This is a genomic window from Cytophagales bacterium, from assembly GCA_033344775.1.
Lineage (GTDB): Bacteria > Bacteroidota > Bacteroidia > Cytophagales > Cyclobacteriaceae > JAWPMT01.
In genome coordinates this window covers 1542123-1555503 of sequence record JAWPMT010000005.1, presented here as the reverse complement: position 1 = coordinate 1555503, position 13381 = coordinate 1542123, and the positions used below count along the sequence as shown (strand labels likewise).

Genomic DNA, 13381 nt, shown 5'->3' with positions numbered 1-13381 from the left:
ACTTTGAAAATGAAAACTAAATTATCAATCATAGCCTTGATCGTCTTGTTTGTTGCAGGACCATCATACGGCCAATCTCCCGAAGAAAAAGGGATTGAAATTGCACAAAAAGCCATCAAAGCCGATGAAGGTTTTGAATCATCTGAAGTGGACCTTCGCATGGTACTAAGGAATCGTCAGGGGCAGGAAAGTGAGCGTTTCATGACGAACATGACTTATGAATTGACTACAGATGGGGATAAATCACTGATCGTATTCAATAGTCCCAGAGATGTCCAGGGAACAGCTACGTTGACATTCACACATAAAGAAGGATCCGACGACCAGTGGTTGTATTTGCCTTCTATTAAGCGGGTAAAGCGTATCTCTTCCAGCAACAAATCCGGACCATTTATGGGTAGTGAATTTGCGTATGAGGACCTTTCATCGGATGAGGTAGAAAAGTACACTTACAAGTTCCTTAAAGAGGACAATTTCAACGGAGAGAATGTACTGCTAGTGGAGCAATTTCCGGTAGATCCCAAGTCTGGATATCAAAAGCGAATTGCCTATTACAATCCGGACAAGAACTATCGCTTCGAGAAAATGGAATTCTTTGATCGCAAAGGGGCCATGTTGAAGACGCTTACTTATCACGATTACGAGACTTATCTGGACAAACACCAAAGAGCAGGTCGATTTTACATGGTCAATCACCAGACGGGAAAGGAAACGGAATTGTTCTTTGAGGGTTACAAATTCAAGACGGGACTGGAAGAAGATGATTTCAACCAGACCACTTTGCAGCGCATAGGAAGATAATCAACAGTGTTAGGCGGTGGATTAGTGAGAGGCTTGGGATGGATTGTCCTGGGTCTCTTCCCTTTGATGTTAAAGGCGCAGGAAGATAAGGAAACCTATCAGGAATTTTCCCTGGAGGTTGAGGGCAGTAATCGTTATTTCTTCAAGGATGCCATGTATCCTGGTCAGGAACAAAATTACCTTTCATTCCGAGTGCAGCCGGAGTACTTATTGGAATGGGCAGATGGCGTTCATAGTTTGAAATTTGTCGGTTTTGCCCGATTGGATCAGCACGACAGCCGAAGGACACATCTGGACATTCGTGAACTTTATTGGCAGACATACAACGATGATTTAGATTTTTCGATAGGCTTTAAAAAGGTGTTTTGGGGTAAAACCGAATCAGCCCATCTGGTTGATATCATCAATCAAACGGATGCAGTAGAAAGTTTCGATGGTGAAGCCAAACTCGGAGAATTCATGGCACATTTAAGTATCCTCAATAACCTGGGGACGGTCGAACTCTTTGTGATGCCTTACTTCCGTAAGCGAGTTTTTCCAGGTAGAAAAGGCCGATTAAGACCTGGTGATGCAAGTGACATTGTGATCGATAGTCGAGATTTTGATTTTGAGAGTGACGCAGGGAGATGGCGGCCCTCTTTTGCTGCGCGGTTGTCCAATTATATCGGACCACTGGACTTTGGATTGTCGTATTTCAATGGTACTGGAAGAGAACCAATCATCACGGACTTCACAACTTTTACTTCAATTTATGGAGTGATCCATCAATTTGGTCTCGATATGCAATTGACGACAGGGCCTTTGCTTCTGAAACTGGAATCGATTTACAGAGCCAATCCTTTTCAGGATGTATTCGCGTTGGTAGGAGGCTTTGAATATACGTTTGGAAATGTCGGAGGATCGGGCCTGGATATTGGTGTCCTGGGTGAATTCTTGTACGATGATAGAGATGAATTATCACTAAATGGTTTGCAAAGCGATGTGTTTGCCGGTGTTAGACTAGGATTCAATGATGTGCAGGATACGCAGTTCCTGATGGGTGCCATCTATGATGTGAACCGGACGACTGAGTTGTATTTTGTAGAGTTTAGCAGAAGGGTTGGTAGCAATTGGAAAGCTGTCTTGGAATCAAGATTTTTTCAAAATGTTGATCCTTTAGAATTCACCTACTTTATCCGGGATGATAATTTTTTGCAAGCGTCGGTGACCAGATATTTTTAAAGTGATAGAGGCTGTTTCACTGATACACAGGAAGGAGTCATTGTGCCTGCCATCTACTGACCTTCGAAACAACCTCTATTCTCTCTATTGTTCAGCGCCACTTTCGGGCATGATTGCCGGATTGTTCATGTGCCTGGTAGAACCGTTTCTGAGCCGATTTTACTCGTTATTGAGCCAATCATCCAGCGCTTCGAGCATCGATTTTTTGAATTTTGGAATCGAAATAAAACGATTCATAAATGAAATTCTTTCAAAAAACCACTCTGGTTATGGCAGCAATAATGACAATGAATGAATCACAAGCTCGACAGATGGAAAGGGAAGCGCCAAATATTACTGCGAAATATGAAGTGTTGATCGATGCACCTATCGAAGCTGTCTGGCAAGCGCTTGCATTGGATTATGGGGGCATCGGTAAATGGGCCTCTGGAGTGAACCATGTAGTGGAATTCAGCGGCGAGGGGATCACAGCAAAAAGGTCCTGTGAGATCAACGCCGCCGGCTTCAATGATACCCGTGAAAAAATCATCCGTTTCGAACCAGAGGATTATTATTTTGAATACGATCTGTATGGAGGCCTGCCAGGTATGGTAGCTTATTCTATCAATAAAGATCAACTGATAGCGGAAGACGGCAAGACTCATTGGATTTCCGAAAACGAAATGCTTGTCAAAGGTATTTTGGGCAAGACGATGAAAGGGTTTATGCGGAAAAAACTGGAAGACGTTTTATCTGATAAAGGGCAGGAGTTGAAGCATTATATCGAGACCGGGAAACCACACCCAAACAAGCTGAAAGCGATACGCGAAAAGGAAGAGAAGGATCTCAAGATGCGCAAAAAGATGGTTTCATTCGAAGTAATTCAGGAAATACAAGCACCCGTTTCCAGGGTTTGGCGAGTTGTTGCCGAGGATTTTGGGAACGTGCATCTTAGCAATCCCATCGCGACTCACTCAGCATATCTTGACGGATATGATCGTCCGGTGGTTGGGGCCAAACGGATCATGTACATGTCTGAAAATCGCAAGAAATACTTTGTCGATCGTTTAGCAAAGTTGGATCCCGAAAAGCATTTGACGATTGAAATTGCCGAAAAGAAGGGATTTCCGATAAGACCAGCGTATACCTGGGTCAACATGGATCTGGAAGCACTGGCCTCTGGAGCTACTGAGCTTACCATAAGATTCAATTATTTGACAAAACCAGGGTTTCTAAAAGGGTTAGCGAAAAGCGGGCTAAAAAAGAATTTTAAGGAATACGCCTGGGCGATCGATCATCATGTGATGACCGGTGAAGCCATCAGTAGTGATAATTGGAAAGACATCCGAAAAAAATACAAATGACATTTAGTGAACGTCACATGGAAATGTCTGGCAGGAAAGTGATCAGTCACTTCAAATTCCAGCCACCGCTGATTGCAGCCGCAAGTTTAGAGGGGCATGGGTGTTTTATTTTTCCCGTCAATACTTCAGGAGATTTATATCGAAGTGGCGGCAAAGTATCTGTGAAAAGCGACCAGGGTGTATTGATGAAATGCGGAGCTTATGTGAACAAGTGGAGCGCGGCCAATAAAGAGCAACATGCTGAAGTAGTCATTCTTAGGCTGTATCCCGAGATCATCAATGAAGTGATTGATCCAGGTTTGTTAATCTCAAAAAAGACAATTTCGTCTTCGCTTGCCTCGATGAATTTGATTCAAATCGATCAATTCATGAGAAAGTACATGGAAAGCCTCTTTTTCTATTTTGATCATCCGGATCTTGTGGACGATAAGCTAGTCGAGTTAAAATTGACGGAATTGGTGATGATGATCATGAAACTTCCTCAATCAGAGGAGTTATCCAATTTGGTCATCAATCTTTTTAAAGAAGAGCAGACGAACATTAGGCAAGTCGTGGAAACACATCTTTACGAAGAACTCTCCGTTGACGAGTTGGCTCAACTGTCTTCCATGAGTTTAGCTACCTTCAAAAGAAAGTTCAAAGAAGTTTTTGGAAGCTCCCCTGGAAAATACATTCGTGACAGAAGAATGGAAAAAGCCAGGATGCTTTTATCGGCACAAACCTGTTCTATTTCTGAAATAGCTTATTCATTGGGTTATTCTGATCCTAATTATTTCTCAAAAGTATTTATGGCACATTCAGGCTATTCTCCGTCCAACTTCCGAAGTTATTTTTCTCAGCATTAAACCTTCCATCTTTCGAATGGTCTAAGGACAAATTCGAAAATTATGAGAAGGTTTTATTTCATTTTGGTTCTGGCATTTTTGATGCTGGTGCCTAATATTCAACCAGAGGCAAGCGCTCAACAGGACAGAAAAGTACGTGTTGCGAAAAGAAAAGTAGCGAAGGCAAAAGTTAGGAAGCGAAACCGGACCAGAAGGGTTGTTAGACGAAGAGTGACTCGTAGGGCTCATATTCGATATGCGACATTACCGAGATATGGAGTTGTGGTTACCTCCATGAAGGCGGGTACAGCAGTTGTAAAGCGAAATGGTGTCAATTATCATTATCGCAAGGGCTTATTTTATGTGAAAAAAGCGGGCAAATATGTTGTGGTACGACCGGCACGAGGAGTACGAGTAGCAACGCTGCCATCCACAAGAATTACCGTGGTTGTTCCCACCGGAACTTATTATTACTATTACGGAAACTACTACACGCGATCCGGTGGAGCCTACGAGGTGGTCGAAGCTCCGGTTGGGGCCATGGTTAACGGCCTGCCAGATGGGTATAAGGTGATCCAAAAAGCAGGGATCGAGTACTACTCCTGGGGTGGGGAATATTATCAGGAAGTGGAAACGGATGAATTCGAAGATGGTGTGGGCTATGAATTAGTGGCTTTCAATGATGTCCGACAATCACAATCGGAAGAGGGCTAAGCCACATCCGTCAAATTCATCTTACTGATGCTCATCGGAGCATGGTCGGGCAATGCTAAAGTAAATACGGTTCCGTCCATCGGGAGGCTACTCACATTGATCTGGCCTCCCATCGACTCGATCAGACTTTTCACGATGAACAACCCGATGCCAGTACCAGGAATATCAGTGTGGAACCTTTGATACATCTTGAAGATCTTGGATTCGAATTTTGAGAGATCGATGCCACGTCCATTGTCAGCAATTGATAATTGGATCATACCGGAGGCCCTTCTTGCGTCCATCCTTATTTCCAGGTTTCGGTCCATTCGTCGAAACTTAAAAGCATTGGAAATGAGCGCATACAGAATGTTTTTGACCTGAGAGGTATTGCCATAGACTTTGATTTCCGGATCGATGGACATCTTGGCACTTGAAGTGATGCTAGGCCATTCTTTACCCACTTCTTGCAAGGTTTCTTCAGCTAATGCGCGTAATGCGATTTCGTCTTGTAGTGTTTCTTCGTCACTGTATTTGATGATCTCGATCAGATCTTTGATCACCTGATCCAACTCCAGTGAAGATTGATTGATCCGACTGATGATTTCTTGCTCTATGCCCTGAGATTGTGGATCCTCATAGAGATTGGAGAGCCCGATAATGCGAGTAAGCGGACCTCTTAGGTGGTGAGAAATGACATAGGTCAATTCTTCCAGGTTCTCATTTCGTTTAAGGAGTTTTTTGATCAAATCACCTTTTTCTTGTTCCAGCCGCTTTTTCAGACTGGTTGAATAGGCTGTAGTGATGATGTCTGTCAATGAACCCACATAGCGCTGCTCAGAATAAGTCCAGGATTTAGGCTGGTCATGAACCACCGTAAATACCCCCACCAATTCACTTTCCAATTCTACCTTTGAGTCGAGCAATGACCGCACGCCATGGGATTGATAAAAATAGGCATTCACCAGGGCTGTTTTCTCATCTTCTAATAAATCACTGACGGGTGTAGATCGGAAGTCCAGCAATCTTTGGAAATACTTCGGATACGACTTCATACTAAGCTCCACGCCGGGTTCTATGCTTGATACGCCAAAGGATTTGAGGCATTTTAGCTGACCTGCCGGCTCATCGTAGATCCAAAATAATGCCCCTGCTACGTCCATCGTCTCGGTGGCTTCTTTCAACAGTCGCTCGACAAATTGCTCAAAATCATAAGTGACCAGACTAAGGTTCGCGGAACGCGATAAATTGAACAAGGAACGAATAATGGCTTTTTCATGCTCTTCTGCTTTTACCAGATCGGTAATTTCCTGACTGGAACCATAGGCGCGGATCGATTGCCCTTCGCTTCGATCCATAAAATAACGGAAGCGAAAAAATCTTTGACACCCGTCATCGGAATCAATCTTAACATCTTCCTCAAAAATTAGCCCTTCTTTGGAAGAGGATTTTAAGATCGAGACCACCCGCTCGTAGCTTTGCTTCAGGATATACCCCATGATCAAAGGATTCACTGGGGTTTCAAGTTCTTTGGCCATCCCCAGTTCTTCAAAGCGGTCACCAGTCCATTGCACGCCGCCAGTCTCAAGGTTGTATTCCCAACTGTCTATTTTGGTGATTTTTTGACTTTCATAGAGCAGCTTCGTAGCGTGAATCAGCTTGTGATCCAGGGCGGCATTGATCTGTTCGATTTTTTGATTCTTCGTGAGAATTATTTTATTGAGGTCATTTAGTGAATCACTCTGCTCTTTCTGGTGTCGTAGACTTCTGCGATAATTCATGAAGAAGATGAGTAAGACTACCGCTAAAATGGATACGGAAATGATGATCCAGGTTTGCCGTTTGATTACTTCATTTTGCAGTAGTTGCTTTTCTTCAAGTAATTCGAAATTTTTTTCTTTGATTTCGGCATTTAGTGCCACTTTGATTCTTTCCACTTGATCCGCGAAATCAGCTTGTTCAACACTATCCTTCATTGAATAGTGTTGCAAAAGCCAATTGTTTGCTTCTTGATGGTTGCCTATAGCCATCATGTAATTGGCTTTTACTAAAAAGGTCTGGCTAAGGAAATTCTTGTTTTCGGTAAATTCTGCAAGCTTTGTGGATTCAATGATCAGTTGGTCAGCCCGATCCATTTCTCCCTGATTCATGAGAATTGTTGCCAGTTTGTTGAGGCTGTTGATTTGTCCAGATATGTTCTTGTTCTCTTTTCTGATTTCATAGGACTTCTGGTGAAAGTTAATTGCCGCTTCAATATTTCCTTTCCGCTCTGCAACCTCCCCTTTACCATACCAAGCATATGCTTCATACCTCGGATTTGTACTGGAAGATATTTTACTAACGGACTGCTCAATATAATTTTCTGCAAGCTTCAGATTGTTGGTTTTGAGATATAACTCGCTGACATTGTAGAGAAGTAGCACTTCTTCAGATTGAAGATCCTGATCAGTGGCCAGGTCTTTTGCCAGCTCCAGATAAACTAGCGCGGAATCAAATTGACTCTTTCTTTTGAATACTTCACCAATGTTATTGTAAACAGCCAGTTTCGGGAAGATCATTTTGTTATCAGTCATATGAGCTGCTCGAAAATAGGTGTTGAGGGCAGCATCATACATACCTGCCATCCAAAATGAATTTCCCCGATTTACGGTAGCCCAGAATAGACCTTCCTTGTAATTGAGTGAGTCCGCTAATTGACTGGCCTCTATGATGAGATCCAGCGCTACTTTTTGATTGGAATTGAGGTATTCCATGGCAAGATCGTTGATGACCATAACCAACGTCGAATCTCTGTTCGTTTCATTTTCATAGATATGCCTTAAGCTGTCAATTAGTTGTTGTGCTGAAGCTTGAAAACAAAAAAGAGCGAAAATCAATATCAAACATCCTCTCCTCACTGGCAAAAAGTACAAATTTTTATTTAGATGAGGAATTACTAACCTGCGGAAGTGAAGAATAATTCATGGAAGGGAAATCTTTTTCCAAAATGACATACGTAAGTGACCGTTAAGGGGTTTAGTTTGCTAAATCACTGCAAATCAAACACCTAACTTTTACAAGATGATGTTGGTTTGAATAAAATAATATTTGGCGCCAAATGTCGAGCATTAGCACCAGGTTAAGCTGCACGACAAATTCCTGCAAACCGTCGAATATCAATATCAAATTCAGGTTATTCTGCGTTAATTTGAAAGTTTAATTCGAAGCATTGTACAAAAACCTTTTCATCGTCTTAGTCTTGTTGGCTACCGCTCAATTATGTTGCGGGCAAAGTACCTACCGGCCCAAAATCGCCGAGTTTGGCATTGAGACCTTAAGGAACTATGACGTAAAGTCAAATTCTGAGAGCTTGGGTAACGACAGCAATGAAGTGGATGAAGACCGGTTGATCAAAGCGAAGCTTGGGATTCCCGTTTTGATAAAAGATGATCGTCTGTTCGGATTACAGTTAAAATATTACCAACATCAATTCGAATTTGATGAGGAGGATCAGGCGGCAAATAATGATCTTTTTCAGCATTTGAACTCACGTAGTTTTACTAGTGCGGGCATTCGCTTTTTTTATCAGCAAAATTTTCGTGATAATCAGCAATTCAGAATCATTGGCGGTGCTGAGTTACAAAGCGATGTGTTTCAATGGAATCGAAACACAACCAAACATTTCATCAGTGGAACCTACAGTTGGAAGCCTTCCGAAACTACAGAGTTTGGCGCAGGCGTAGTGGTCAATCACGTGATGGGCATTACCGCTGTATATCCCTTGTTTCTGGTCAATAAGGATATTTCGCCCAGATGGAATATGAACCTGACGCTTCCCAAATCCGTTTCGATGCGATACAATTTAAATGATCGCAATTTTCTGATTGCAACTTCGGAACTCAGAGGCTGGAGATATAACCTCACCGAGGCTGTTCCTACTTATCAACGCAACTTGATGCTCAGAAGGGTAGACTTACAATTTTCTCTGTCTTGGGAACATGAAATCCACGATTGGTTATGGTTTGGATTGGATGTAGGCTACAACAAGAACTTGCAATATTTCGTAGCTAATCCAGGAGACCGAGCCAGAAACGCACTGATTGACCTAAGATCTCAGGATGCTGCCTACACCAAGCTGTCCCTGTTCATCGTCCCGCCCAGAAAATTCTTCAAATAATTCCCGAACCCTGAGGTTCTCGCCCGCCTGCCTAGGCAGGAACCCTACTGATACACCCTTACCCAATCCACATACATCATTTGCGGGAATGTACTCGTTACATCTGGATAATCGGCATATGTGCCGCCGACTGCTACATTGAGAAGGATGAAAAACGGCTCATGAAATTCCGACAATTCAGGAGCGGTAATAGATTGAGAATGATAGGCATGTCCGTCAACCAACCAAACCATTTTCTCCTCAGTCCACTCTAATTCGAAGATGTGAAAATCATCTGCGAAGATGCCCTCTTCTAATTCAAACCCTTTTGCACCCATCATGGTGTGTTTGTTGTTGGCATTGGCATAGTGCAGGTTGCCTTCCACTTCCGCATCGTTTTTCGATCCGTATAACTCAAAAATGTCTATTTCACCACACTGTGGCCAGGGTGTATCGCCGCCGTTCTCATTGATGTTGGCGCCAAGCATCCAGAAGGCAGGCCAGATGCCTTGTCCGTAGGGTAGTTTCATGCGAGCAGCGATTTTTCCGTATTTCCAGGATTGTTTGCCCGCGGTATTCAGTCTTGCTGAAGTATATTGATCCAATCCGTGTGTTCCACTTTCGTGAATGGCTTTGATGACAAGGACACCCTCGTCAATATAGGCATTATTGGTGCTGTTGGTATAGCGTTGCCACTCTTCATTAAAGTGTCCCGCCTCAACTATCTGACGATTCCAGTCGTCCTCATTGAGTTCCGTTCCATCAAATTCATCCGCCCAACTCAATTGCCATTCTGCTCCGGGATCATATGCCGAAGTTTTCGGATTTTCAATTGAAGCTTCTTTTTGAGCGGGTGTGGTGGCCTTTTGCTTTTCTTGGTTAGAACATGAGGCTGCAAGAGAAAGTAAACACGCAAGGGCGATCAGTTTCGGGTAGGCACTTCTATTCATTTTCTGTTGACTTTAAGAGGCTTCTAAGGTAGGTAACAAAATATGATGATCGCCTATTTCATCTAATTCCCTCCAAAAATGATTTCGGAATTCACGAGGTTGCCCATCACATCAAACGTATAAATAGTGGTAACCCGCGTTTTTGATAGCTGAAAATTGAAAACAGATTGAGTTCCAATTAAGCCATTGATTGGATTGCCCCCTGTAGGACAGAATACTCGGGTATCTACTGATGGGGTTGACCAATTATCTTCGGTTCCGAATTGTCCTTGCTCGTAAAGTGAAGGCATCTTTAAATTGATCTTACTTATCTCAGTTGAAGGAAAATGAGGGGTATTCAATTCGAAGAAATTAATGGATGGATCCGTGGAAGAATGCTCATTCGGAAAACCACTCAATTCTTGAGCTGAAACGGCTAAAGAAAAGCAAATCAATAAGGAAAATGCGAAGTATTTCATGATCGGTTTCGGTTTTATAGTCCCGACCATATAGCAAACACTATTCCAATTCTGTATCCAGTTGAATGCTGCTTCGAAAAGATCAATTTTTCAGAACACGCAAAGCGAAAATTCGTCTTAAGGATTTGATGACTCAACAATGATGAAATACTTTTTTCTTTTACTCACTTTTTCAATTTGTCTGTCAGGTTCCTCTCAAGAGGCAAAATGGTACTGTGATGCACATCCGGAAAACGTGGAAATCAAGTGGTATGAAACCGCTCTTGGTCCACAAAAGGCGTTATTCGTTTATCCCAAAAAAGTTGAAGAACCTACTGAATTAGTTGTTTTTATACACGGAGATTCGCCATTCGGAGATCCGTTTTACCAATATTTCGTCGCTAAAAATATCTCAAAAATCACCAATGCGATCACGGTTGCATTGTTAAGGCCAGGTTACGGTGATGGATGTGGAGATGTATCGGGTGGTACGAAAGGATTGACTTATGGAGATAACTATACAGAGGAAGTAGTTAATGCCATTGGTTCAGTGATCAAGGAAGTAAAAAAAGAAATCAAAGCTACCAGGACAACCGTAATGGGGCATTCGGGAGGAGCGGCCTTGACGGCACTATTAGCAGCATCCCAGCCTCAACTCATGGAACAGTCAATCTTGGCGGCATGTCCTTGTAATTTAGATGCCTGGAGGAAATCTATGAATGAACTGACTGGCGATGCTGGATGGCTCAATCCGATGCCCGGACTATCTCCTCTTGATGCCATTTCGGAACTGGATCAGGATAGAAGTATCCACTTATTTGTTGGAGATAAAGATGTTGTCGCCCCTTCTTTTCTGACTCAGCAATACTATGATGAACTTAAAGCTATCGGAGGTAATGTGTCAATAAAGATATTCGATGGGGAGGACCATGAGTCAATCGTGAGAAAAGAGGTGCTCACCAGCATATTTACAATAGTTAAATAAGAATAGCTCTTATATAAAAAAGCTCATCTTACTTCGATGAGCTCAGTATGACCAGCTTTTTTTAGTTTGTTGGTCTTATTAAATTTCCTGGGTATACGCTACGCCAATTTCTTCTTTTTCCATCAGCACTTTCAACTCATCCAGAACTTTCGGGTCCTCTATGGTGGAAGGTTCATGATAGGGTTTGCCATCAGCAATGGCCCGCATGGTGGACCTAAGGATTTTCCCTGAGCGTGTTTTCGGTAGCCGTTTGGTGATGCCGGCACGTTTGAAACTAGCCACAGGCCCCACTTCTTTGCGCACCTTTCTGATCAGTTCTTTTTCCAGGGTTTCCGAATCGATTCGGATGCCGCCTTTCAGTACGATAAACCCAACGGGAACTTGACCTTTGAGCGGGTCGGCGATTCCGATAACGGCACACTCTGCTACGGCTTCATGTCCTGAAACAACTTCCTCAATGTCGGAAGTGGATAAACGATGCCCGGCTACATTGATCACGTCATCGATACGACCTGTGATGAAAATGTATCCGTCTTCGTCCTTATAGCCACCATCACCAGCCAGGTAATACCCTTCATAGTGAGACAAATAGGAGGCTTGGAAACGTTCGTTGTTTTGCCATAGGGTCGGTAAACACCCTGGGGGCAAGGGAAGTTTGATGGCCACTGCTCCTTCTTTATTGGCCGGTAAAGCGTTGCCACTTTCATCCAGAATTTGGATGTCATACCCACAGACAGGTAGCGAAGAAGACCCGGGCTTTACTGGGACGGCTTCATAGCCTAGCGGGTTACAGATCATGGGCCAGCCGGATTCACTTTGCCACCAGTGATCTATCACTTCAACACCTATTAATGCTTTAAGCCATTCGTAGGTAGAAACATCACATCGTTCTCCCGCCAGAAATACATTTCTTAGGCATGAGGTATCGTGCCTTTGGTGTTTTTTACCCTCAGGGTCTTCTTTCTTGATGGCTCGGATGCCGGTGGGAGCAGTAAACAGGATACTTACATGATGTTTTTGGATCAGTTGCCAGAAAGTGCCTGCATCCGGGGTGAAAACTGGTTTCCCTTCAAATAGCACCGTGCTACAACCCTGGATCAATGGGGCGTACACAATGTAGGAATGCCCGACTACCCAACCCACGTCTGATGCAGCCCAGTACACTTCCCCTGGTCCCACATGGTAGAGATGTTGCATGCTGTATTTCAAGGCCACGGCATGACCACCATTGTCCCGAATGATACCTTTGGGTTTACCCGTCGTGCCAGAGGTATACAAGATGTACAATGGATCGGTAGCGTCGAGTGGTAGGGGTTCACTTGGTGTTGCAGTTTTTAATAGCTGACGCCAATCGAGATCGCGTCCTTCTGTCATGCCTGCCGTAACAAAAGGTCGCTGCCATACCAATACTTGATTGACCTGATGCTCGGCTAATTCAATGGCCTCATCAACCAGTGGTTTGTACTGGATCACGCGCTTAACCTCAATGCCGCCACTGGCAGTCAAGAGTATTTTTGGTCGCGCATCATCAATACGGATAGCCAATTCCCTTGCTGCAAAACCACCGAAAACCACCGAATGGATTGCGCCGATCCGGGCACACGCCAACATGGCAAACACGACTTGTGGGATCATAGGCATGTAGATGATGACTGTATCTCCTTTTGTGACACCTTGTGCTTCTAGCACACCTGCCAGCAGGGCAGTTTCTTCCAGTACTTCTTTGTAAGTGTAGGTCTGGCTCGTAAAGCTTACCGGAGATTCGTAGATGATTGCCGGCTGATCTCCTCTGCCGTTTTTGACATGATGGTCAAGTGCGAGGTAGCTGGTATTGAGTTTACCGCCTTTGAACCAGCGATAAAATCCATTTTCATCCTGACTAAGACCCTCAGGAGGTGGAACAAACCAATCGATGGACCGACTTTGTTCCATCCAAAACTTTTCGGGATTGTCCAGACTTTCCTGATAATGCATTTGATAATTGGGCATAGC

11 protein-coding genes are annotated in these 13381 nt (G+C 43.5%); 7 read left to right on the top strand and 4 right to left on the bottom strand.

What is annotated here, in order from left to right; translation table 11 throughout:
* Positions 1-9 precede the first annotated feature (9 nt).
* The 5 genes from R8G66_24230 to R8G66_24210 all read left to right on the top strand — a co-directional run bounded on the left by R8G66_24230 (position 10) and on the right by R8G66_24210 (position 4903).
* Positions 10-801 carry an outer membrane lipoprotein-sorting protein gene (locus tag R8G66_24230; protein ID MDW3195507.1) on the top strand — a complete coding sequence of 264 codons (792 nt, stop codon included), beginning with the start codon at positions 10-12 and terminating at the stop codon, positions 799-801.
* Positions 802-834: 33 nt separating this feature from the next.
* Positions 835-2022 carry a hypothetical protein gene (locus tag R8G66_24225; GenBank protein MDW3195506.1) on the top strand — a complete coding sequence of 396 codons (1188 nt, stop codon included), beginning with the start codon at positions 835-837 and terminating at the stop codon, positions 2020-2022.
* 269 nt (positions 2023-2291) lie between these two features.
* Positions 2292-3365, top strand: coding sequence for an SRPBCC family protein (locus tag R8G66_24220; GenBank protein MDW3195505.1), 1074 nt, complete (start codon positions 2292-2294; stop codon positions 3363-3365).
* Positions 3362-4210, top strand: a complete 849-nt coding sequence (locus R8G66_24215; GenBank protein ID MDW3195504.1) for an AraC family transcriptional regulator — start codon at positions 3362-3364, stop codon at positions 4208-4210. The genes R8G66_24220 and R8G66_24215 overlap by 4 nt, the downstream gene beginning before the upstream one ends.
* 42 nt (positions 4211-4252) lie before the next feature.
* The gene (locus tag R8G66_24210) at positions 4253-4903 is read left to right on the top strand and encodes a DUF6515 family protein (GenBank protein MDW3195503.1); all 651 of its coding nucleotides are present in this window, start codon (positions 4253-4255) and stop codon (positions 4901-4903) included.
* Here R8G66_24210 and R8G66_24205 read toward each other — a convergent pair.
* A complete protein-coding gene (locus tag R8G66_24205; protein ID MDW3195502.1) occupies positions 4900-7656 on the bottom strand; it encodes a tetratricopeptide repeat-containing sensor histidine kinase in 2757 nt (918 codons plus the stop codon). The two genes, R8G66_24210 and R8G66_24205, sit on opposite strands and share 4 nt — an antisense overlap.
* A 434-nt stretch (positions 7657-8090) precedes the next feature.
* Here R8G66_24205 and R8G66_24200 point away from each other — a divergent pair, with 434 nt between their 5' ends.
* Positions 8091-9038 carry a DUF6268 family outer membrane beta-barrel protein gene (locus R8G66_24200; GenBank protein MDW3195501.1) on the top strand — a complete coding sequence of 316 codons (948 nt, stop codon included), beginning with the start codon at positions 8091-8093 and terminating at the stop codon, positions 9036-9038.
* A gap of 44 nt (positions 9039-9082) precedes the next feature.
* Here R8G66_24200 and R8G66_24195 read toward each other — a convergent pair whose 3' ends face one another.
* Both R8G66_24195 and R8G66_24190 read right to left on the bottom strand, forming a co-directional pair.
* Positions 9083-9967 (bottom strand): glycoside hydrolase family 16 protein, encoded by an 885-nt coding sequence (locus R8G66_24195; GenBank protein ID MDW3195500.1) that lies wholly within the window; start codon positions 9965-9967, stop codon positions 9083-9085.
* A 62-nt stretch (positions 9968-10029) separates the two neighbouring features.
* Positions 10030-10425, bottom strand: coding sequence for a hypothetical protein (locus R8G66_24190; protein MDW3195499.1), 396 nt, complete (start codon positions 10423-10425; stop codon positions 10030-10032).
* A 139-nt stretch (positions 10426-10564) separates the two neighbouring features.
* Here R8G66_24190 and R8G66_24185 point away from each other — a divergent pair, with 139 nt between their 5' ends.
* Positions 10565-11389: an alpha/beta fold hydrolase gene (locus R8G66_24185; protein ID MDW3195498.1), complete on the top strand. Its 825-nt coding sequence runs from the start codon at positions 10565-10567 to the stop codon at positions 11387-11389.
* A gap of 78 nt (positions 11390-11467) precedes the next feature.
* Here R8G66_24185 and R8G66_24180 read toward each other — a convergent pair whose 3' ends face one another.
* Complete coding sequence (locus R8G66_24180; GenBank protein MDW3195497.1) at positions 11468-13378, bottom strand: propionyl-CoA synthetase; 1911 nt, start codon at positions 13376-13378, stop codon at positions 11468-11470.
* Positions 13379-13381 lie beyond the last annotated feature (3 nt).